This is a genomic window from Paenibacillus alkalitolerans (assembly GCF_016482785.1).
Taxonomy (GTDB): domain Bacteria; phylum Bacillota; class Bacilli; order Paenibacillales; family YIM-B00363; genus Paenibacillus_AE; species Paenibacillus_AE alkalitolerans.
In genome coordinates this window covers 539,026-562,359 of record NZ_JAEMXM010000001.1, presented here as the reverse complement: position 1 = coordinate 562,359, position 23,334 = coordinate 539,026, and the positions used below count along the sequence as shown (strand labels likewise).

Annotated in this window: 18 protein-coding genes, 1 pseudogene and 1 riboswitch; of the genes and pseudogenes, 18 read left to right on the top strand and 1 reads right to left on the bottom strand. The window is 48.6% G+C overall.

The annotated features are described in order from the left end of the window. Positions 1 to 11: 11 nt before the first annotated feature. The 16 genes from JET16_RS02445 to JET16_RS02370 all read left to right on the top strand — a co-directional run bounded on the left by JET16_RS02445 (position 12) and on the right by JET16_RS02370 (position 20,437). Positions 12 to 1,343 (top strand): ABC transporter substrate-binding protein, encoded by a 1,332-nt coding sequence (locus tag JET16_RS02445; protein ID WP_199613994.1) that lies wholly within the window; start codon positions 12 to 14, stop codon positions 1,341 to 1,343. A gap of 65 nt (positions 1,344 to 1,408) precedes the next feature. Next, on the top strand, positions 1,409 to 2,278 hold the full coding sequence (locus JET16_RS02440; RefSeq protein WP_233530941.1) for a carbohydrate ABC transporter permease: 870 nt from the start codon (positions 1,409 to 1,411) through the stop codon (positions 2,276 to 2,278). 13 nt (positions 2,279 to 2,291) lie between these two features. Beyond that, the gene (locus JET16_RS02435) at positions 2,292 to 3,122 is read left to right on the top strand and encodes a carbohydrate ABC transporter permease (RefSeq protein ID WP_199613993.1); all 831 of its coding nucleotides are present in this window, start codon (positions 2,292 to 2,294) and stop codon (positions 3,120 to 3,122) included. 2 nt (positions 3,123 to 3,124) lie between these two features. After that, the gene (locus JET16_RS02430) at positions 3,125 to 4,087 is read left to right on the top strand and encodes a phosphoglycerate dehydrogenase (protein ID WP_199613992.1); all 963 of its coding nucleotides are present in this window, start codon (positions 3,125 to 3,127) and stop codon (positions 4,085 to 4,087) included. A 38-nt stretch (positions 4,088 to 4,125) separates the two neighbouring features. Continuing rightward, positions 4,126 to 5,028, top strand: a complete 903-nt coding sequence (locus JET16_RS02425; RefSeq protein WP_199613991.1) for a dihydrodipicolinate synthase family protein — start codon at positions 4,126 to 4,128, stop codon at positions 5,026 to 5,028. Positions 5,029 to 5,585: 557 nt separating this feature from the next. Beyond that, the gene (locus tag JET16_RS02420) at positions 5,586 to 6,494 is read left to right on the top strand and encodes a carbohydrate ABC transporter permease (protein WP_199613990.1); all 909 of its coding nucleotides are present in this window, start codon (positions 5,586 to 5,588) and stop codon (positions 6,492 to 6,494) included. Then, a complete protein-coding gene (locus tag JET16_RS02415) occupies positions 6,491 to 7,339 on the top strand; it encodes a carbohydrate ABC transporter permease (protein ID WP_199613989.1) in 849 nt (282 codons plus the stop codon). Before JET16_RS02420 ends, JET16_RS02415 begins: the two co-directional genes overlap by 4 nt. Positions 7,340 to 7,362: 23 nt before the next feature. After that, entirely contained in the window at positions 7,363 to 9,105 is a 1,743-nt protein-coding gene (locus JET16_RS02410; RefSeq protein ID WP_199613988.1) for a cache domain-containing sensor histidine kinase, read from the top strand. Positions 9,106 to 9,134: 29 nt separating this feature from the next. Further along, positions 9,135 to 10,754 carry a response regulator transcription factor gene (locus tag JET16_RS02405; RefSeq protein WP_199613987.1) on the top strand — a complete coding sequence of 540 codons (1,620 nt, stop codon included), beginning with the start codon at positions 9,135 to 9,137 and terminating at the stop codon, positions 10,752 to 10,754. 127 nt (positions 10,755 to 10,881) lie between these two features. Continuing rightward, the gene (locus JET16_RS02400) at positions 10,882 to 12,216 is read left to right on the top strand and encodes an ABC transporter substrate-binding protein (protein ID WP_199613986.1); all 1,335 of its coding nucleotides are present in this window, start codon (positions 10,882 to 10,884) and stop codon (positions 12,214 to 12,216) included. Positions 12,217 to 12,361: 145 nt separating this feature from the next. Beyond that, positions 12,362 to 13,975 (top strand): response regulator, encoded by a 1,614-nt coding sequence (locus tag JET16_RS02395; protein ID WP_199613985.1) that lies wholly within the window; start codon positions 12,362 to 12,364, stop codon positions 13,973 to 13,975. A gap of 24 nt (positions 13,976 to 13,999) precedes the next feature. Further along, positions 14,000 to 15,796: a sensor histidine kinase gene (locus JET16_RS02390; protein ID WP_199613984.1), complete on the top strand. Its 1,797-nt coding sequence runs from the start codon at positions 14,000 to 14,002 to the stop codon at positions 15,794 to 15,796. A gap of 118 nt (positions 15,797 to 15,914) precedes the next feature. Then, the gene (locus JET16_RS02385) at positions 15,915 to 17,252 is read left to right on the top strand and encodes an ABC transporter substrate-binding protein (RefSeq protein WP_199613983.1); all 1,338 of its coding nucleotides are present in this window, start codon (positions 15,915 to 15,917) and stop codon (positions 17,250 to 17,252) included. 79 nt (positions 17,253 to 17,331) lie between these two features. Next, a complete protein-coding gene (locus JET16_RS02380; RefSeq protein WP_325176589.1) occupies positions 17,332 to 18,234 on the top strand; it encodes a carbohydrate ABC transporter permease in 903 nt (300 codons plus the stop codon). Positions 18,235 to 18,249: 15 nt separating this feature from the next. Further along, a complete protein-coding gene (locus JET16_RS02375; protein ID WP_325176588.1) occupies positions 18,250 to 19,086 on the top strand; it encodes a carbohydrate ABC transporter permease in 837 nt (278 codons plus the stop codon). A gap of 250 nt (positions 19,087 to 19,336) precedes the next feature. Continuing rightward, positions 19,337 to 20,437, top strand: coding sequence for an alcohol dehydrogenase catalytic domain-containing protein (locus tag JET16_RS02370; RefSeq protein WP_199613982.1), 1,101 nt, complete (start codon positions 19,337 to 19,339; stop codon positions 20,435 to 20,437). Here the strand turns inward: JET16_RS02370 and JET16_RS02365 are convergent. Then, positions 20,406 to 20,705 (bottom strand): annotated as a pseudogene (locus tag JET16_RS02365) (DJ-1/PfpI family protein); the annotation flags it as partial. The gene JET16_RS02370 and the pseudogene JET16_RS02365 sit on opposite strands and share 32 nt — an antisense overlap. A gap of 115 nt (positions 20,706 to 20,820) precedes the next feature. Here JET16_RS02365 and JET16_RS02360 point away from each other — a divergent pair. Both JET16_RS02360 and csaA read left to right on the top strand, forming a co-directional pair. Then, positions 20,821 to 22,494 (top strand): IS200/IS605 family accessory protein TnpB-related protein, encoded by a 1,674-nt coding sequence (locus tag JET16_RS02360; RefSeq protein ID WP_199613980.1) that lies wholly within the window; start codon positions 20,821 to 20,823, stop codon positions 22,492 to 22,494. Positions 22,495 to 22,612: 118 nt separating this feature from the next. Continuing rightward, complete coding sequence (gene csaA, locus JET16_RS02355) at positions 22,613 to 22,942, top strand: chaperone CsaA (protein ID WP_199613979.1); 330 nt, start codon at positions 22,613 to 22,615, stop codon at positions 22,940 to 22,942. Positions 22,943 to 23,208: 266 nt separating this feature from the next. Continuing rightward, positions 23,209 to 23,317: riboswitch (guanidine-I (ykkC/yxkD leader) on the top strand. Positions 23,318 to 23,334: the final 17 nt, after the last annotated feature.

Below are 23,334 nucleotides of genomic sequence, written 5' to 3'. Positions count from 1 at the left end.
GATTGCATTGGATGAAAAAATGGATTGCGGGAGTGACGACACTCGCCATTATTGCAGCGATTTCAGCAGGCTGCGCCAACGCCGGCAGCAGCAGCAACCCCGGGGAGTCGGATTCGACAGAACCAAGCGGTGAGAGAAAGACTCTTACGTTCTGGATGAAAAAGCAATTGTTTGAAGATCAGAACAATTTGATTCAAGAGAGGGCGAAGCAGTTCGGAGAAGAGAACAACGTCGACGTAAACATCGAACTGATCGCTTACGAGGATTTTTATCCGAAATGGAGCGCCGCGATCGAATCGAAAACGACTCCGGACGTTTCCTACTTCGGTTATCAGGAAGTCGGACAGTTTTACGAACAGGGCGTACTTGAAAATGTAAACGACGTTATCCAGACCATCGAGCAAGCAAACGGCGGCATTCAAGACAACGTGAAAAAGGCGATCGCGTTCGAAGGCAATTATTATGCGGTGCCGTTCTGGACGGAAAGTCAAGTGCTGTACTACCGGAAAGATATGCTTGAGGCGGCGGGGTTCGACGCACCGCCTAAAACATGGGATGAGTTTCGGACGATGGCGAAGGCGCTCACCGATCCGGGCAAAGGCGTATACGGCGCTGGGCTTGGTTACGGCAAAGGCAACTCGGACGCCGAGTTTCTGACTCGCGGAATTATTTGGTCCTACGGCGGCTCGGTGGATACGAAGGACGGGAAGACCGTAATCGTCAACTCACCGGAAACGGTAGAAGCCGCGAAGTTTATCCGCGATTTGTTCCTTACCGATAAAAGCACGCCGCCAAGCGCGCTCGGGTGGGACGACAGCGGCAACAACAAGGCATACTTGAGCGGCCAAGCCGCCATGATTTTCAACGTCGGCAGCGTGTTGGCAACGATTAAGAACGATAATCCGGATCTTTACGAAAAGACGGGAGTCGCGCCGTACCCGGCCGGTCCGAAGGGCACCTTCGTCCCGGGCATCAGCAACAATCTCGGCATCTTCAAAGATTCGAAAAACAAAGAGCTTGCGAAGCAATTCATCGCTTACATGCTTCAAACCGATTGGTACAAGACATGGATTGAGAAGGGAGCGCCTTTAACCGGACCTGTGCTCACCGGCTTGAAGAACGAACCGGTTTGGCAGGATGAGAAAAACAAAGCGTTCGTCGATTCCGTGGAGGGCTTTAATTTCTTGGGCTACCCGGGCGAATACAATCCGAAAGCGGGAGAGGTATTTAACCTTCGCATTGTCAACGACACCTTCCAGAAGCTGTTGCTGGAACCGAACTATACGCCGGAAACGGCAATTCAAGATCTGCAGGCCAAAATTGAAGAAGTTTACAAAAAGTAATGCATTATGCGGCTGTGGATCGTCATAACACGGTCCGTAGCCGGCTATGTAAGGCGGGATGCACCTTGAGAACGAATATGGACAATAGTTTGGCCTATGCCTTGATGAGCCCGGTAATCATATATTTACTGGCGGTAATGGTAGTGCCGTTCGGTTGGGCGCTTTATCTGAGCTTTACAAACAAGGTCGTCGGCGCGCCTGCCGTCTTTCACGGTTTAACGAATTATATCGAGTTATTCAGAGACTCGCTGTTCTGGAAAGCGGTTTGGAACACTGCCGTATTTACGCTTGTTGCCGTGATAGCCAAAACCGTATTCGGCATGGTGATGGCGCTCGTTCTGAATGAAAAAATCGTGTTTCGCAACCTGTTCCGCGTACTGCTGTTTCTCCCTTGGACGATCCCGACGATCGTCTCGGTGTTTACTTGGCAATGGATCTATTCCGATGTCGGCGGGGTACTGAACTTCCTGCTCATGAAAATCGGAGCTATCGGCCAACCGGTCGGATGGTTGGCGACTCCCGACTTGGCCATGTTTTCGGTCATATTGGTCAATGTCTGGAGAGGGATCCCGTTCATGGGCATTGCCATATTGGCCGGTTTGCAAACGGTCTCCAAGGAAATGTATGAAGCGGCCATGTTGGATGGGGCGGGTGCGGTCAAACGGTTTTTCTATATGACTCTGCCGTCGGTAAAAGAAGTTACCGTATTGGCGGCCGTAATGACGACGATCTGGACATTGAACGACTTTGAAATCATTTGGCTTCTTACGCGCGGGGGTCCTTCCAACGGCACCCAAGTTTTATCCACGCTCAGCTATACGATCGGTTTCTTGAACATGAGTTTGGGCAAAGCGATCGCCATAGCGATTTTGACCTTGCCGCCGCTTATTTTGTTAATCAATTTCGTCACAAAGCGATCGCTTTCGGACAAGTAAGTGAGGTGTACGCATGGATCAAAAATCACTGAGCCGCCAAATTATAACTTACGCCGCACTTGCCCTTTTGCTCATATTCGCTTTGTTTCCGTTGTATTGGATGTTCAATACCTCATTTAAACCGCAAAGCGAAATATACAATATGGTACCGACGTTTTGGCCGGAACAGTTCACTTGGTCCGCATATGTGAAACTGGTTGCGGAGAAAAATTTTCTGGCGAACGTCAAGAACAGCCTGGTCGTTTCATTGATCGTAGCATTATTCTCCATTCTCTTTAGCGTGTTGGCCGCATATGCCATATCCAAGCTCAAGTTTCGGGGGAAGAGAATCATATCGAGCGGCATCTTGTATGCCTATCTCATGCCGCGTGCGGTCTTGTTCATTCCGCTTTACATGTTGGTTTCAAGCATCGGTCTGAACGACTCGATCTACGGTCTGATACTTATTTATCCGACCATTACGATTCCATACGCGACATGGATGCTGATCTCGTACTTCAAATCGATTCCCGACGAAATTGAAGAAGCGGCGATGATTGACGGCTGCAGCCGTATACGAACGTTGACAAGCATTATTTTCCCGTTATCCGCTCCGGGAATCGCCGCCACGTTCATCTTCGCGTTCACCCTTTGTTGGAGCGAGTACTTGTATGCGTTGGTCGTAGTATCCAAGAGCGCTGACAAAACGATTACGCTCGGTCTGGCCGATATGATTGTGGGCGATGTGTTCGCATGGGGTCCGTTGATGGGAGGCTCCATCATCGCTTCCATACCTGTCGTCATCATGTATCTGTTTACTTCGAAATATATGGTCAGCGGAATGACCGTGGGAGGAGTCAAGTAGGAATGTCAGGGTCAAAGAAAGTGCTTGTGACGGCTACGAATTTCTCGGCGCTTTGCGCGGAAGGGAAGCGGCTGTTGGAAGAAGCCGGTTGCGTCATTGTCGAAAACCAAGTCGGACGTCCCCATACGTTCGAAGAGCTCGTTCCGCTTGTCGGAGATGTTGACGGCGTCATCGCGGGCGTCGATACGTGGGATGAAGCCGTGTTCAAGCTGGCTCCGAAACTTAAAGCGATTGCCAGATTCGGCGTAGGAGTCGATAATATCGATTTGGAGAAAGCGAAGCAATACGGCATCCAAGTAAGCAATGTGCCCGGGGGAAATGCGAACGCGGTAGCGGAGTTGACGGTCGGATTGATTTTATGCTCGATGCGCAGCATTCCCGCCTTGCATCAATCGGCCAGGCGGGGATACTGGGACCGCCGTGTGGGAACCGAGCTTGCCGGAAGAACCGTCGGATTGCTCGGTTTCGGCAATATAGCGCGCATGGTTGCAAAGAAGCTTCAAGGCTTCGATGTAAACATCATCGCGTATGACAAATATCCGGATGAAGGGAAGGCGAGAGAGTCAGGAGTCAAGCTGGCAACCTCCGACGAGGTGCTGACGCAAAGCGACGTCGTCAGCATGCATCTGCCAAGCATGCCGGAAACGCGGCATATGATGAACTTTCGCCAGTTCGAGATGATGAAACCGACCGCCCATTTCATTAATACGGCGAGAGGCGCATTGGTGGACGAGAAGGCGTTGGCCTTTGCTTTGCAGACTCGCCAAATTGCCGGTGCAGCGATAGACGTGTATGAACAGGAGCCTGTTTCGAGTGACAACCCGCTGTTTCAAATCGATCAACTCGTTTCAACGCCGCATACGGCCGCAGAGACGGAAGAAACATACCGCCGAGTCGGTATTGCAACGGCAGAAGCATTATTGAATGTGTTCTCGGGCAAAGAGCCCGCCCATTTACTCCGGTAATCGATTATCGTTAAGCAAACATCAGAAGGAGCGCTTCGATGAAACGTCTATACGGCATTACCACCGCGATGGTGACCCCCTTTACGAGAGAAGGGGAGGTCAACTTGAACCAAGTCGGAAAGTTGACGGATTTTTTAATCTCCAAAGGAGTTCATTGCCTTTATCCGCTCGGAACGACCGGCGAGATGATCCGGCTTTCCGTTGCGGAACGAAAAGCGGTGGCGGAAACGGTCGTCAAGCAAGCGGGCGGCAGAGTGACGGTGTTTATCCACGCGGGAGCAACGACACTGCAGGATACAATCGAGTTGGCGAAGCATGCGCATACGATCGGCGCGGACGGGATCGGTGTCGTTACTCCGATATTCCTTGGGGCAAACGACCGGGAGCTGGAGGAGTTTTTCGTGACGGTCGCCAACAGCGTCCCGGACAACTTTCCGGTCTATTTGTATAACATTCCGCAATGCGCCGCGAACGATCTGAAGGCGGACGTCGCGCAGCGCGTTGCGGACCGCTGCCCGAATGTGGTGGGGATCAAATACAGCTATCCCGACTTCCTAAGAACTAACGAGTATTTAAACATTAATAACGGAACGTTCTCTGTTATGCAGGGATCCGACCGGCTTCTGCTCGCGGCGCTTGCAATGGGATGCGACGGAGTGATCTCTGGCGTTTCCTGCGTATATCCCGAACCGTTCGTCGCCGTGTACGAAGCATATCAGCAGAACCGGATCGAAGAAGCGAGACGATTGCAGCGAATTGCGGTCCGTTATTGCGAAACGCTGAAAAGCGGAAGCAACATGGCTTATTTTAAAGAAGCGCTGCGTCTTAGAGGCGTTGACGCCGGTTCGATGCGGGCTCCGCAACTGGATCTATTGCCCGGCGAAGCGGATTCGTTGCGATTGGCTCTAGCCGAATTGAACCGCGAAACGTTATACGGTTAGCAACAAATTGAAAGCAAAAGCTGGCCGCATGCCGCATCAATAGATGCGGCTTTTTTGAATTTATAATATTTCGGAGTGGGAGGGGCGCTTTCACGAGAAATTGCGTGAGTACCCCAAAATGCCCTAGGGGGTTCTCTTAATGACTGCTGTATTCTGAACTCCCTTGCGCTTACTATCCCTATAGTTCAGATAAACTGATTTGTTCAAGACCATTTTCTTATAAGCACGATCCCTTCGGATTAGAATACGGCAAAGCCATCGAAGAGAACGTATGCGGATACGAAACGGGAAGATGGGGAGCAGGTTCGGGACAGAGGGTCAATTTCTGAATCAAGGGGAGAGTGCGCACACGTAAATTAGAGGGCAAAGTCCCGTTATAATTTTGATCTCAAGATACCCGTAAATGCTTTTTTGAAGGCATTGAAAGAGGTTTAATCTGGCGCAAAAACTTCTGAAATTATTGAAAGAGATTGTTCATCCTTATTATTTCAAGCCTCGGGAATAAGACCTACAATGAAATGAGGTAAGAGAAAGCCGAATGGAGGAGGTTGACGCACATGACGCGTCCGAAAATAAAACGATGGGAGCACCCGGTAACCGGATATTTATTCATCTCCCCTTGGCTGATCGGTTTTCTAGGGCTTACGCTTTGGCCGATGGTGTTGTCTGTATATTACTCGTTCACAAATTATTCTTTGCTGGAATCTCCCGAGTGGGTCGGATTATCCAATTTCGAACGCATTATGTTCAATGACCGCACATTTTCGCAATCGCTTTCAGTCACACTTTGGTTTGTAGTCTTCTCGGTTCCGCTAAAGCTCATCTTCGCTCTTGCGGTAGCGGTCATATTAAACAAAGAAATTCGCGGGCTTAGCGCTTACCGGCTGCTTATTTATTTTCCGTCGCTGATCGGAGCGAGCCTGGCCGTTTCCGTTCTTTGGCGAAACATCTGGAGTCAAGACGGTTTTATCAATAAATTTTTGTCCGTTTTCGGGATCGAAGGAATGAACTGGATCAACGATCCGCGAACGGCGTTAAGCACACTTGTATTGCTTGTGGTATGGCAGTTCGGATCTTCAATGGTCATTTTCCTTGCGGGATTGAAACAAATTCCAAGGGATTATTATGAAGCTTCATCCGTAGACGGGGCGTCGAAGATCAGGCAGTTTATTAAAATCACTTTACCGCTGCTGTCTCCGATCGTCCTCTTCAATTTCGTGCTGCAGACGATCGGATCGTTCCAGATGTTCACCCAAGCGTTTATCATCACCGAAGGCGGCCCCGTTCATTCGACTTATATGTATGCGCTTTACTTGTATGACCGGGCTTTCGGAAGATTGCAGATGGGCTACGCCTCAGCGCTGGCCTGGATCTTGCTTGCAGTCATCGCAGCGGCGACCGCGCTCATCTTTCTTTCTTCAAAATATTGGGTATTTTATGAGCAAGAAAGGAGGAAAGCCGCATGAACCGTCAAGCCGTCAACCGCAATGTGTTAAGGCACTTGCTCTTGCTTTCATTCAGCTTAGTGATGATTTATCCCGTCGTATGGTGGGCCGGCGCATCGCTTAAGAAGACGGAAGAACTCAGCTCGCCAAGCATATTTCCGGCAGCACCTCAATGGAGCAATTTTTCGGATGGTTGGTTCGCAATACCGAATTACGATTTTTCCCACTTTTATTTGAATTCGTTTGAACTGATACTCGGAGTGCTGTTCACGACGGTCATTTCGTGCAGCTTGGTCGCATACGGCTTCGCTCGCCTAGACTTTCCGCTGCGGAATTTCTGGTTTTCGATCGTCCTTGTCACGCTCATGCTGCCCAGTCAAGTGACGCTTGTTCCGCAATATTCCATGTTTCACTCTTTCGGATGGGTGGACAGTTATTTGCCGTTTATCGTACCGCATGCTGTAGCCGGCGGGATCGGCGGCTCTTTCTTCATCTTTCTTCTCGTGCAATTTATGAGAGGGATACCGAAGGAATTGGACGAGTCGGCAAAGATGGACGGCTGCACCCAATTCGGCATCTACTTGCGCATCGTGCTTCCGTTGACCAAACCGGCGCTGGTAACTGTTGCAATCTATTGTTTTCTCTGGAATTGGGACGACTTTTTCGGACAATTGATATATATTAATTCCATAGAGAAGTATACAGTGCAGCTGGCATTGCGGTTGTTTATCGATACGCAAAGCGCGATGTCGTGGGGACAGCTGCTTGCGATGTCTCTTCTTTCCATCGTTCCCGCGGTCATTGTATTTTTGGCGGCTCAACGCCACTTCGTAGAGGGAATTGCCACCACGGGCATTAAAGGATGAAATGAATCGGGTGATGCAGGGCATTGAATTTATTTAAACGTTACCGGATTGACCGTGTGCTGTTCGGTTTCTCGGCCGGCTTCATTATCGTTCTGTTAACTACGGTTGTATGGGTCGGATATACGATTTCGGAAAATGAAATGGCATCGAGCACATCCAGGTATCAGCAAGCGCTCCTAAACCAAATTAATAAACAGTTATCCTTGCTAATGGACGGCATCGAACAGCAGTCGTTAACGGCTGCCCGAAACATAGCATCCCAATATCCGAATCTCGGGGGGACGGAGTATGACCGCTTCCAACGGATGGAAAAGTTTGAGGAATATTTAGCCCAACTCACATACAGCTCGCCGGCGATCGAGTCCATTGAGTTTTATTTCTCATCGGAAGAAAACGTTCGAAGCACGAAGGTGTCCAGCGTGCATTTTTTCGGTCCCTCCGTCTTACATCGGCAGTCTTGGGCGAAGCAATTGGAGCTGGCCGATTCGGTCTGGATCGCTTCGCATAAAATCGCCACTTGGCGGGGCGATAAGGAAGTCGTCAGCTTCGCAAGAAAGGTGTATTCCAACAGCGGGAATTATGTAGGCCTTCTTGTGTTCCATGCGAAAACTCCAGTCATTGAGGCCATTATGAAGAGCGGCCAGGAGTTGGCGGACGCCAGCCGGGTTGTGCTGGACGGCGGCGGGCGCAAGAAGATCGCGGTCGGCGACGAGCTTTCGCCTGCGCAAATCAGTACTATCTTGGAGAGCATTAAGGGAACGAACGGCTTCGCGCGCGCGGAATACACAGGAGTTAATGGGCGGGAAGAGTATTTCGTCGTTTGGAGTCAGACGCTCGGTTCGGGGTGGCTGTTGATCGAGGCGACGCCGTGGTCGCGGATCACGGCGGGCAGCGTTCAACTCGCTAAGACGCTTCTTGCCATTGGGGCTGCGGCCATCATGTTATCCGTTATTTTTACCCTTTTGTTTTCCAAACATTTTACCCGCCCGGTTAGTGACTTGCTCACTGCGATGAATGCTTTTTCCGTCGGAAAACCACCGATTCATTTGCCTGACGATTACCGCAACGAGTTTGGAGCCCTGTTCAACGGCTTTCGAAGGCTGACCGAACGGATATCCGAGCTGTATGAATCTCTTAAAGAAGAATATCGGCAAAAGCGGGAAGCCGAAATCAGCGCGCTGCAAGCAAACATTAATCCGCATTTTCTATACAATACGCTCGATCAATTGAACTGGATGGCAGTCGACGCGGGACAAGAACGGATCAGCCGTATACTCGAGCTGGTGGGCCGTATGCTGCGCCTCGGGCTTTCGAATGGAGAGCGGTTCATTACGCTAAAGAACGAGGCCGAGTATTTGAAATGTTATTTGGAAATTCAACGAATCCGCTGGGGAGAAGGCTTGACATATGAGATGGACATTCCCGATGCGGCCGGTACATTGTATGTGCCTAAGCTCACGCTGCAGCCTTTTGTTGAAAACAGTATTATTCACGGCTTTCACGGTCTTCAACGGGGCGCAATCCGAGTCGAGGCGCAGGCGGATGACGGAAATCTGCTTATAAGAATTACGGATGACGGCAACGGAATTACCGAGGATTGGAGAAGCTCGCGCCGGAAGGATACAGGCGGGTACGGTATACGCAATGTAGAAGAACGTCTTTCCGTTTATTTCGGCAATACATCTTCCGTTACCATCCGTTCCCGGGACGGCGGCGGGACTGAAGTGGTAATACTAATGCCTTCCGTTACGGAAAAACCGGAGTGACTGCTCGCATGTAACCAGGAGGAATTCGTATGTACAAGGTTGTCCTTATCGATGACGACAGGCAAGTGCTGCAAAGTATGAGAAAAGCGATACCTTGGAATGAGTTGAATGCGGTCTGCGTAGGGGAAGGGATCGACGGCAAAGAAGGGCTTCGGTTAGTCGGCGAATTGTTGCCGGACATCGTCATTACGGATGTGTATATGCCTGTTATGAACGGGTTGGAAATGATCAAAGAGCTGCGAAAAAACGAGTATGACGGAAAAATTATTATTCTAAGCGGCTATTCGGATTTCGAGTATGCCCGCGAAGCCTTAAAGCTGCAGGTAGACGATTATTTGTCCAAACCCGCAACCGTTTCCACGATCCGGGAAGTTATAGAGCACGCCGTGGCTCAATTGCGGAAGAAGCAGTCGGAACGGGAAGCGCAAGTTGAATTATTGCATAAAATCTCCTTATATGAACCTTTTGTTGAAAGAGAATGGTTAAAGAGCATCGTCATCGGAACTGTTGCAGGAGAACACGAGGAGTTCATTCTTCATAAACATCCGCTCATGAAGAGCCATTATCATCTGGTGCTTGGAGTGGAGATCGAGGCGACATCCAGATATTCCGACGCGGCCGCCGCCGATCGAAGACTGTTTCGGTTTGCGGTCGGCAATGTGATCGGCGAGCTTCTGGCACAGTATTGGAAAACGTATGAATTGGTAGAATTGCAGGGAAATAGTTTTGCGGCGATTCTTCACGTAAACCGAACGCAAACCGATGAAGCTGCCGTCAGTGAAGCATGCGGTCTCGGAAAGCGAATCATCCGCAGTATTCAAGACGTGCTCGGCATCCGTCTTCGGATCGGAGTAGGTGCTTTGCAGCAGCATTGGAGTCAAATATCCGTTTCCACGGAGGAAGCGTTCTTGGCGCTGGCCGAGCGGGAAAACGCCGTTTGCGGCGACGCCGAACTATATGTGTTTAAAAAGAAGGAAAACAAGACCCGTGAAGCAACTGATCAAACGCTTCGTCCGGTTAAGTTTTATCATCAACTTGCCGAATCGATACGCTCCTTGCAAGAACAGAAGGCGGTCGATGTCGTCCGCGAGTTTATCCGCGCTTTGCGGCAGTTTGGCGAGACAAGGCCGTCATCGTTGGTCAGGCACGGTTCCGAATGCTTGACCATTATTCGATATACGATGTTTGACGTCGGCAAAAATATGGATGACATCACTATGATGAAGACCGCAACCCAAAGCTTGGAATCGGTAGGCACTCCGGAAGCATTGGAATGTTGGCTGATTGAAACGGTTCGGCTTGTGTGCGGCCACCGCGCCTGGAATGAGAATGTAAAACATAAGCAAGCGGTTGACTTTATGGTGCAGTATATTCACGACCATTATGCCGAGGAGATCACGTTAACGGAATTGGCCGAAAAAGTGTACTTATCCCGAAACTATCTCAGCCAGTTGTTTCGCGATGCCGTAGGCGAGACGTTCAACAGTTATGTGACGAAAGTCCGAATGGAGAAGGCGAAGCGCCTGCTGATGGAAGGAAAATATCTGATTTACGAAGTTGCCGAGATGGTAGGGTACAAGAATATCCCTTACTTCAGCACCCTGTTTAAGAAAGAGACCGGTCTTAATCCTAGCGATTTTCTTAAATAACGGCAGCAACCGTTTATTATTGTTGATTTTTGAAATACGTTGTGCATCCTTCTTATACTCATGACTGAACGGAAGTGTTACGATTTTTATGTAAGCGGTTTAAAAATGAGTCGAGAGGGGAGTATATATGAATTTGCAGGTTGTAAAAAGATGGATGTTGCTATTGCTTTGTTTCGCATTTGCATTCGGCTTGGCGGCTTGCAGCTCAAACCAAGGGGCGGCTAACGAGCCAGGCGAACAGAATAGCGGCGAAACCGCATCAAATGGGAGCTCGGAGAGCGCAAATCCGAATCCTGTAAAGCTCCGGATTATGTGGTGGGGATCGCAATCCCGGCATGATGCGACTTTGAAAGCTTTGGAGCTTTATACGCAAAAAAATCCGCATGTGACATTCGAACCCGAATTTTCCGGATGGGAAGGATATTGGGACAAACTGTCCACCCAAGCGGCCGCCAAGAACGCTCCAGATATTATCCAGATGGACGCCGCTTATTTGGCGGAATATGCAAGCCGGAAACAACTGGCCGACATAACCGAAGGAATTGATACGTCCGGAATGGATGCTGCGTTATTGAATACCGGAAAATACAACGATTCTTTATATGCCATTGCGCTTGGAAACAATGCATTCGGCCTTGCCTATAATAAAGAGATGATTGAAAAGCTCGGTTTGCCTCTTCCGAAAGACGGCTGGACGTGGGAACAATATTTCCAGTACGGCCGCGATATAAAAGCGAAGCTTGGGCCGGAGGGGCATGCGTTAATGGATCATACGGGAGCGTTGGACATCTACGGTATATATCAGATGAGCCACGGGAAAGGCTATTACGTAACCCCGGACGGGAAATTTAACATCGATAAACAATTATGGCTCGAATGGGTGAATACTTTCTCTCAACTGAGAGAGGAGGGCGTCGTTCCACCTGCCGATGCGGCCGTAACCGATAAAGAATTGGACCCGGCGCTCGACTTGCTTAATAACGGTAAAGTGGCGATTCGCCAACTGCACGCCGCCCAGTCCGGAGCTTTGGATTCCATGAAGCCGGGTGCCTATGCGATGGTTACAATGCCTAATGGTCCCGAAGGTGCGGGTTGGTTGAAGCCTTCGATGTTTTGGAGCGTCTCCTCCGATTCGAAGCATGTGGAAGAAGCGAAGAAATTTATCAATTGGTTTATCAACGATATCGAGGCGGCGGAAATTCTTGGGACGACTAGAGGAGTCCCTGTTTCGAAGGACGTGCTCGGGCACCTGGAGCCGAAATTCAATGAAGCCGACCGTATGGGCATTTCACTGATCCAGAACACCTCAAGCATCGCCCAACCGTTCCAAGCAGACCCTAAAGGATGGTCGAATTTCCGTGCGAAAGATTATGTGACCATTGCCGAGAAAATCCAATTCGGCCAGCTCACGCCGGAACAAGCTTGGGAAGAGATCGTTGCTATGGCACAGGATTACCAGTAATTTTTGACTTCTTCACGATATCGCGAGAAAGAACCGAGGGGTTGCCCTTGGTTCTTTATTTTTCTTGGTTCAATTAAGGGTTTTACTATATTATTACGCATTAAGAGGGTTGTGTTTACTATAAGAGATCCCGGGAGGTGCAGCAATGTATTCAATGTTGATTGTCGATGACGAGAAGTGGGTTCGGCAAGGCTTAAAGCAAACGATTGATTGGCAGTCCCACGGCATTGAAATATGGGGAGAAGCGGAGAATGGGGAAGAAGCTTTCACTTGGCTTTCCAGGACCGCGCCCGACATTGTAATCACGGATATCAAGATGCCGGGCATGGACGGATTATCTTTACTGGAACATATTAATGAAAACAAGCTGCATTCGAAAGTGATCATCATTAGCGGTTACGGGGAATTCGCATACGCCCAAAAAGCGTTGAAGTGCGGAGCTTCCGGCTATGTTCTCAAACCGATCGAGGAACAAATGCTTCTTGAAGTCGTACAGCGTTGCGTTAACGAGCTGCAAAGAGAGAGTGCGGTAGAGGAGATGAAATGGCAGATCCGTCAAAGCATGCCGCTCGCGCAGCAGAGGTATTTGGAACAGTTTCTATTAGGGGAGAGCGATCAGTCCTTTCAAGATGCGGACGCAATATGGAGCGCCCTTCGGCTCCAGTTGAATCCGCGCGAATTACAGGTTGCGGCCATTCGCATTCACGATTGGGGCTCCAAAGGGGAAACACGCAACGACCGCAAGAATTTGCTGTACGGTTTACGGAACATTGCCGAGCAATCGTTAAGCGATAACGGGTACAAATCCGTTTTTTGCAAGCTTGGCGACAGCAGGGATGCGGATGTGGCCGTTGTATTTTCACCGGAACTCGAGAAATCCGGTAACCCGGAGGAAGTAATACCTTCAGTTTTGCAGCAAGCATTGGAGATGTCCAAGCGGTTGCTGGATTTGACCGCAAGCGCAGGCGTAAGCCGGATTTGCAGTTGGAAAGATCTTTCAAGAGCGTATAACGATGCGATTTACGCTTGCAGCTATTCATTTATTGAAGGACACGGGAAGCTGTATAATTGCTTCCGGCTGCCGCCGCAGCGCATTGAGCTTGGGGTTCCGTATGCGGCCCCGGGTACGGAGTGGGAGAATCGGCTGATTCACGCATTAAAAATTGGGGACGGCAACTTGTTAGAGCAAAGTATAAACGGGCTGCAAGAGCGTGTAGAAAGTCTTCTTCAAAAATACGATCCGCTGCAGGTTACAAGAAGTCTAAACATGTTGTTGACGAACATCTTCTTCAAACTTAAATCCTGTGTAAACGACGAAGAGGCGGCGGAGCAAAGTATTTTAAAGGAAATACGTTGTCACAGCTTACATATGGACGATCTAAGCGGCCAATTGTTGAATCATATGCAAACATGGAGCGCTCGAATCCGCGGTACGGCAAGCTACAGTAAAATAATAGAGCTTGGTCTTGAATACATCGGCAAGCACTTCTTCGGGCAAATCACTTTGCAGGATGTATCCAACCACCTGTTCGTCAATGCCTCGTATTTCAGCAAACTGTTTCACGAAGAAGTCGGGGAAACTTTCGTCCGATACGTCGCCGGATTGCGAATATTAAAAGCGAAACAACTCTTAAACGATACAAATATGAAGATCTACGAAATTGCGGATGAGGTCGGGTATAACGATTTCAGGCATTTTGTAAAAACATTTAAAGATATCGTGGGACTCACACCTTCCCAATATCGGGATAGCGTCTAGATATTTATGATGGAGCGTAATGTGATGAAGTTCATAAAGAGCGGACCATTTTGGAATTCCGTCGGTTTTAAAGTGTTTATACTATATTTCGTCTCGATGTCTTTCACCGTTGCAATTATGGGATACTTGTCTTTTACGAAATCGACTTCCGTCATTCAATCGAATGTGGGGGCGATTGCCCTCCAAACCGTCGAACAAGCCGAAAAGCGTCTTCGGATCATACTCGAAGAGTACGAGAACCGCTCGCAAATTATACTCGGGTATCAAGAACTGCAGCGGGGATTGATTGGGAAATTTTCGGACCATTACGATAGAGTCTTGAATACTAAAACGGTCGCCGCTTTTGTAACGAACTTGGTTAATTCCAAGAACGATACCGTCAGCATGCATTTGATCGGCTTTAGCGATACGTCCTATCGATACTCCTTAATGACGTCATCCGGGGTTCTCGTTGTCCCCCCGGCCGATTCCGCCATGCTCCGGAAAGATTGGTTCCGCAGCATAATTGACGCTAACGGGAAAGTCGTTTGGTTCGGCGTCCGTCACTCCCTCTTGCCGATCGACAGCCCGTTGTATGAAAATAATCCGGTATTTACATTCGGAAGGGCTCTTAAAGACCTTCAAGGCCGCGGTGAAATTATCGGGCTGTTGCTATATGAAATCGACCCCTCGCTAATTCAAGAGATACTTAGTGAGATTGATTTTCGCGCTTCAGGCATTTCGTTTATCATGAATCGCTCAGGCGACATTATTGCTCAGGATCCCAACATTTATCTTCCTGCAGAAATATCAAAACTGAAGCTGCCGTCAAAACCGCAAGGAACCCTAAATGCTAATATTCAAGGGGAAGACAAGCTCATTGTATACAGGGAGATGGAGGGAACGGGTTGGCTGCTGGTTGGAATGGTCCCTACCAAAAATCTTGTAAAGGATACGCAGGAGATAAAAATATACACTTTATTTCTTGCCGTTGCCTTTGTCATCGTAGCCGTGATTTTGGCATTGGCCGTCGGACGTTTCGTTTATACCCCCGTGTACACGCTCATGTCTTATATGAAGAAAGCCCGCGAAGGCGATTTCGAAGCGAAAATTTATCACGGGCGAAAGGATGAGTTCGGCACTTTATATGAAAGCTTTAATGTCATGCTATCCCGTATTAAACAGCTGATAGACGAGTTATACGTCCAACAACTCTTGAAGAAAGAAACTCAGTTGAAAATGCTTGCCTCTCAGATTAATGCCCATTTTATTTACAACACGCTTGATTCCATCCATTGGATATCGCGTATTTACAAAATAGATGCCATCAGCACAATGATATTCGGATTATCGAAGTACCTCAGGCTAAGCCTAAGCGACGGCAGGGAATTCGTCACTGTCAGCGAGGCAGTCGAATTGGTTGAGAGTTACTTGTCCATTCAGAAAGCCAGGTATGAAGATAAGTTTACGGTGGACATCGCGGTCGATCCGGACATCCGGCATAACATCGTGCTGAAATATTTGTTTCAGCCGCTCGTGGAGAACGCAATATATCATGGCATTGAAAACTTGAAAGGTAAAGGCGAGCTGCATATCGCTTGGAGGAAAACCGGAACAGGCATCTTGTTTACAGTGAAGGACAATGGAATCGGAATTCCGGGAGACCGGTTGGAAAGTATCAGAAACACGTTGGAACTAACGGATATGCGTGAAAACTTTGCATTAAGAAACATTAATGCGCAAATTAAACTGATTTATGGGAATCAATACGGATTGACGTTGGAGAGCGAGTTGGGAAAAGGGACATGTGTGAGCATGATCATTCCGCTCGTCGATAAATAAACAAAAATATGACACCAAACCTAAAACCAACCTCATTTTCGCATGTATCTGAAAGCGCATACAATTAAGGTGCAGCCAACAGGCTGAGACCGAACCAAAAAAGGGAGGTACTTAGGACATGAAAGTGAAGGCAAAAATTCGGTTGATTACGGCTTTTGTGCTTGTCTGCTCTCTAATTGCGGCAGGGTGTTCAAGCGGTTCAAATCCAACGACCGCCGAAGGCAACACAGATGGAGAAGGAGGCTCCAACAGCCAGGTAACGATCGATTTCTGGTTCCCGTGGGGCGGAGATTTCCAGAAGGAATTTAAAGCAAACGTCATAGATGAGTTCGAAAAGAAACATCCGAACATCAAGGTAAAAATGACGTTCGTGGAGACAACGGGAAACACGCAAGCTTCAGATAAGCTGCTCACAGCAATTGCAGGCGGAAATCCGCCTGATGTCGCTCTATTCGACCGCTTCCTGATCGGTTCTTGGGCAGCAAAAGGATCATTGACAGACTTGACGGGCTATGTGCAAACGTCGGGAATTAATTCTAGCGATTACTACGAAGGACTATGGTGGGAAGTTGTTTACGAGGACAAAGTTTACGCTCTTCCATGGGGTACGGACAATCGGGCGATGTATTACAACAAGACATTAATGAAAGAGGCTGGAATCGATCCGGAAAAACCGCCTGCGACAATAGAAGAGCTTGATGCGATGGCAGCTAAAATATTCAAGAAAGGATCCGGCGGCAAATACGATCAAATCGGCTTTATTCCATGGATGAACCAAGGTTTCTTATATACGCAAGGCTGGAACTGGGGCGGCCAGTGGGAGAAAGACGGCGAGCTGACACCTAACGACCCGCAAATTGTAAAAGCGTTGGAATGGATGGCATGGTACGCAAAGACGTATGACGTTGAAACGTTGACCAGCTTCTCCAACGCAATGGGCCAAACCGGCATGAACCCGTTCTGGTCCGGAAAGGTCGGATTCGTCTATGACGGCAACTGGATCTTGAACGATCTTAGCAAGTATAAGCCTAAGTTCGAGTGGGGAGTAGCCCCGATGCCGGCGCCGGCCGGCATAGACCCTGTAACATGGGCGGGCGGCTGGTCCTACGTTACTCCCAAGGGCGCGAAGCATGAGAAAGAAGCGTGGGAATTCATTAAATTCGTCGCACATAAAGAAGGTACGCTGCTTTGGGCGAAACGCCCGACCGCAGGCAACGATATTACCGCAATGCCTGCAGTGAACGAGGAGCTGAAGCTGGCGGATAACCCGAACCTGAAAGTATTTTTGGATTTGATGCCGAAAGCGTACACAAGACCCGTTACGCCTGTTGGAGCCTTCTTGTGGAACGAGACGTTCCGTGTGCAGGATTTGGCGATCAACGGAAAAGGCAGCGCGCAGGAATTGTTGGATCAGGTCAAGAAGAACGTCGATGCCGAGCTGGCAAAGATGAAATAGATACTTGTTAGCTAATAGCGTGGGGGCTACGTCGATAGTCGGCTGCCCCCTAATATTATGAGCGAAGGAGGTAATCCCTGTGAAGAAACCGTCGACCGGCTACGAAAAGAATTTGGCGTTGTACGGCTTCCTGTTCTGCCTGCCTTGGATCATCGGGTTACTCCTATTCAACTTTTATCCGCTTCTCATGTCTATTTATTATAGTTTCACGTCTTATAGTATCTTGGAGCCCGGAGAATGGGTCGGTATGGAAAATTACCGCCAATTAATGAAGGACAACGTATTCTGGGTAAGTATATACAACACGTTATACTTCACCTTTTTATTTGTACCGATAAGCATTTGTGTCGGTGTCGGACTGGCTTTGGTGTTGAACATAAAAATTCGCGGGCAAGGAATTTATCGGACGCTGTTTTTCATGCCGAGCTTGGTTCCTCCGATTGCGACCACCATTATATGGCTGTGGTTGTTAAATCCGCAATTCGGTCTCGTCAATCACTGGCTTGAACAGCTCGGACTTCCCGGACCCGCTTGGCTTGGCAGCGAGCATTGGTCGAAACCGTCACTAGTTTTAATGAGCCTGTGGGGAATCGGACAATCTATCGTGATTTACTTGGCCGGACTGCAGGACATTCCACAAGATTATTACGACGCTGCGGATGTGGATGGGGCGAATGTGGCTCAACGTCTGAAAAATATCACTTTGCCTTTATTAACACCGGTTATTTTCTTTAACTTGGTGATGGGGACGATCGGGGCGCTTCAAAACTTCGTTCTCCCGTATACGTTGACGAATGGCCAAGGGACGCCGGCGAACTCCATGATGTTCTATGTCATGTACTTATATACGAACGGATTCGGTTATTTGAAGATGGGCTACGCGTCAGCAATGGCATGGATTTTGTTCATGATTGTTATCGCGTTGACCGCACTCATTTTCTGGTCTCAAAAACGCTGGGTGTATTACCAAGGGAAAGATTAAGGAGGTCAGCGGAAGGTGCGTTCATATAAAACCGTAACTACGGCACGAAACACGAGTGCCCATCTGTTTCTCACCGCGTTCGGGTTATTTTTCCTATTGCCGTTTATCTGGATGTTATCGACTTCGCTGAAGCCTGACTCCGAACTGTTCCTTTGGCCGCCGGTTTGGTTCCCCAGCGAGCTTGTTTGGAGCAACTATCCCGATTCTGTAAACTACGTGCCGTTCTTTATGTATTTGAAAAATACGATGGTTATTACAGGACTCGCAACCGCAGGCGTACTGTTCTCGTGTCCGCTTGTCGCATACGGAATTGCAAGAATTCCTTGGAAAGGGGCGAAACCGTTGTTCGTCATAACGCTTCTCGTTATGATGCTGCCTTACCAAGTAACGATGATTCCGATCTTTATCGTATTCAAAAATTTCGGCTGGGTCGGGACGAATATTCCGTTATGGCTGCCGGCTTTCTTCGGAGCACCCTTCTTCATATTTCTTCTTCGTCAGTTTTTTATGGGATTGCCGAAGGAGCTGGAGGATGCGGCAAGAATTGATGGAGCCTCCGAGCTTCGAATCTACTTGCAAATTATGCTGCCGCTTTGCAAACCGGCGCTGCTTACCATTGCGTTGTTTCAATTTATGGGGAGCTGGACGGACTATCAAGGCCCGCTGATTTACTTGAACGATGAGGTTCAGTATACGATTATGCTTGGACTCCAAGCATTCAAGACGCAGCACGGCGCGGAGTGGCAAATGTTGATGGCGGCTTCCGTTCTTATCACGCTTCCGATTATAGTCCTGTACTTCCTTGTACAGAAAGCATTCATTCGAGGAATTACGTTCTCGGGAATAAAATAGATTATATTATTTACAATTAATACAATTAAATATTAATCATCTGTAGTTTATGGCATTAAATTTCAGACCCTTGAGATGAAGCGTCTTTATTTTGCAATGGATTGAACCATTTTCTGGACAATTAACAAGGTTAATTACGACACCGTGAACAACAAGTAAGGTATAATACAAAGAAATAGAAGCTTGGACTTGGACACTGTGACGTCGTTGCAACAGGATGATATCTAGTTTGTTGTGAGGTGTGCCCTGAATGGATCGGAAACAAGCTCGATTGCCCGAGACAATGAACGCGGTGGTCGCATATGCCGCAGCCGATTATCGCTTGGAGGAACGGCCGACGCCTTTGCCCGAACCGGGCGAAATCGTCATCGAGGTGGAAGCGGTTGGAATTTGCGCGAGCGACGCCAAATGTTACGCCGGAGCGCCTATGTTCTGGGGAGACGGGAATCAACCGGCTTATGTAAAGGCGCCTGTCATCCCCGGTCACGAATTTGTCGGGCGAGTGGCCGCGCTGGGCGAAGGTGTAACCGATTATCAGATCGGCGATCGGGTTTTATCAGAGCAAATCGTACCGTGCCGGTCATGCCGATACTGCGGCCGGGGACAGTACTGGATGTGCGAGAAGCATGATATTTTCGGTTTTCAGCATTATGTTAACGGCGCCATGGCGCGCTATATGAAATTTCCGAACAATGCTATCGTACACCGCGTTCCCGATGCGCTGACTCTAGAGCAAGCGGTTCTGATCGAACCTTATGCCTGCTCCTTGCACGCCGTTCAACGGGCGCAAATCCGGTTGGGAGACACGGTCGTCATTGCCGGAGCAGGCACACTTGGCCTCGGTATGGTTGGCGCGGCGAAATTATCGGGACCAGGCAAGCTGGTCGTGCTGGATATGATGGATCATCGTCTGGAAATGGCGAAAGCTTTCGGAGCGGACATCGTACTGAATCCGGGCAAAACCGATGTGGTGGCGGAAGTCAAAGCGTTGACGGACGGATACGGCTGCGATATTTATATCGAAGCGACGGGACATCCCAAAGCGGTAGAACAAGGGTTGTCCATGATCCGCAAGCTTGGCCGTTTCGTCGAATTCAGCGTCTTTAAGGAACCGGTCACCGTTGATTGGAGCATCATCGGTGACCGCAAAGAATTGGACATATTAGGTTCGCATCTGGGACCATACTGCTATCCGATCGTGATAGACGCCATCTTGAAGGGCGATCTTCCAACCGCAGGCGTGGTCACGCACAAGCTGCCGCTGGAAGATTTCAAACAGGGATTCGAGATGGTCAAGGAGGGCAAGCATTGTCTGAAGGTTATTTTAGTTCCAAGTTTGGAGACTCGTTAACTAATTTTACGAATTCTCTCATGAAGCTTGGAAGATCCGGCCACGCATGGGCCGAAACCAAATTCCCGTCAACGTGAACAGTTGACTCCGGGTAAACGGCTCCGCACATCTCTACGTCAGGCTTGCATGCCGTGTATGCCGAATATGTTCTGCCGACCATCAAATCACGTACGGTGTTTAGCACAAGGGCGGCGTGACAAATAGCGGCAACGGGTTTGTTTTGTTCAAAAAAATGCCGCACGATTCGTTGGAGATTCCACTCCAGCTTCCATATGAAACAAGCGGGTTGATTGCAAACAAATGTTCGTGTATAATGTAAAAAAATCCATTGCGCAGACCGGTGTATCATCTAATATAAACCTCCGCAAAAGGAGGCATCCAATATGCTGGCTACTTATTTCTCCAAACGTATGTATAAAAATACAATAGAGCAACCCGTTATCGACGCCGTGGCGGATGCCTCCGAGCGGTTTAACCGAGCCAAGCACTACGCTTTTCAAACGTTAATGCGCGAAGCAAGGGAAGGCAAGAAGCGGCATCAGGACTCGCTGCATGTGGTGCTAAAACAAAGGTACGATATCGACGATTACTTCGCCAACAGCGCGCTGCAAGAAGCGAATGCGCTGTTCTCCAGCGTTCAGGAACTGCGCAAACAATATATCGCTGACAAAAAGGACGCGATCGAAACGGCAAAAAACAAACTGAAATCGCTAAAGCGCAAGCTCACCCTGAAAAAGAAGATGCTTGCCTCGCTGATGGAAGGCAAATTCAAAGCCAAGTCCTGCCGTGAGGATCAGTGCGGTCGTTTCTACATTGTCCGATACAAAAGAGAAACGAAGCTGTATGACAACGCGTATTTGTTCGAGCATACCTATCTGAAACCCGAAATCAAGAGAATCGCCCACCGCATCGCCATGGTGGAATTCCGCCTGAAACGACTGCAAAAAGAGCTTGCGGACCTGCAAAAGTATACAGGCCGCGTGATCTTCGGTTCGAAAAATTTGTTTCGGAAGCAGTTTACAATAGAGAAATACACGAAAGATCACGAGTTGTGGAAGCGGGAGTACCATCGGGCGCGTTACGGCAGGTTAGCCGTCAGCGGCCGCAAGGACGCGAAATACGGTAACTTTGTGTTCAAGTATGATGTGCAAAGCAAGACACTGCATATGCACTTGCCCCTCGGCGTATATGAACTTCGTAATCTCCGCTTCCCGTACGGCCAACAAGAAGTGGACGATGCGGTTACGTATCGGAAGAACAGAGGAAAACCGATCGCCTGGGCGGTGGAAGACCATGGAGATTATTATATTGTAAAGGCGACAGTCCATAAGCCACAGCGAAGTGAAATCAACTACAGTAAGGTCGACGGCGTGATCGGCGTCGATTGCAATTTCGATCATTTCGCATGGGCTGAGACGAACGATAAGGGGCAGCTCTTGTCCAAAGGCGTCTTCCCGTTTGACATGGAGCACAAAACAAGCGGCCAAATCACGAAAATCATCGAGCACGAAGCGATGGCGCTCGTGGATCTCGCCGTTACCAAACACAAACCGATCGTAATTGAACAGTTGGATACCACCGATTCCAAATCGAAACTCAGGTACGGCAATAAAAAAGCAAACCGCAAGATGACGCAGTTTGCTTACGACAAAATGACCTCTTCGATCAAAGCGCGGGCGGACAAAATGGGCGTTGCCGTCTTTGAAGTGAATCCCGCGTATACGTCGCAAATCGGAAAAATGAAGTACATGAAACCCTTGGGGTGTTCCATCCATGTAGCCGCGGCGTATGTCATTGCGCGGCGCGGCATGGGATGTAAAGAGAAACTTCCACCAGCGGTGTTTGGCTTGTTGCCGGAGAAGATAACGAGCAAGCACCACTGGGCGCATTGGAGTTATGTTTCCAAGAAACTCAAGGGCGTCAGGCCGCATAGTTTTTTCGAAATGAAACCATCATCCCGATATAGCATTCGTGCTTGGCACGAACTATTTGACCCGGGGGCTCTTGCAGATTCAGGTCAAAAAGAGATTATATTGAGGATAGCAAACGGCGCCTAGTTGAACGGGTTGCCTCTTCCCAGCAGTTTTGGGATGCCTCTCTTTGTAGGGAATCTCCCGCTTCTACAAGCGGGAGCAGTTCAATACTATTTGTAACGTGCGAAAGCGAGGTCTCATCGTGGCAACAATTGAGGATTTTTTGAAGTTGGATATACGTATCGGTACAATAATAAGCGCAGAACCATTTCCGGAAGCTCGGAAGCCTGCTATAAAGTTAGAGATTGATTTCGGCGAGGTTGGCATTAAGCGCTCATCCGCTCAAATAACGAGAAGGTATGAACCCGAACAACTTATTGGCCGTCAAGTGGCGGCAGTCATAAACTTTCCCGTTCGGCGAATCGCCGGCTTTGAATCTGAAGTATTGGTAATCGGCGGAGTCCCAGAGGAAGGCGACGTGGTGCTTTTAAGGCCGGATGAACCTGTCAAGAACGGTACGCCTGTTGCCTGAATGGGTAAAATAAAGATAGTTTAAAAACTCCCTTATAAATCTAATGATTTTGAGGGAGTTTTTTCTTTGATGCTTGTTTTCGGCAATCGAATTACACACAAAAATATGTTATTTTATCTAACACTAAAGAAGTAATCGAGTAATTTATGTGATAATAATGAAATATATATTAACATATTCGGTATAAAATCATAAAATCACAATTAAAATCCTTAAAAAATAACCGATTGATGTAACATATTATAACGCAATTTACAATTGAATAAAAAAAAGCTGTCTAGGGTTCCGTTGGCGTACGTTCCAAGCTGGTCCGAGAGACAGCGTATGGCGGCGCGCCGCGCTCCATATTCACGGAAGGATAAAAGCCTGGGAGGATAATTACAATTATTCTC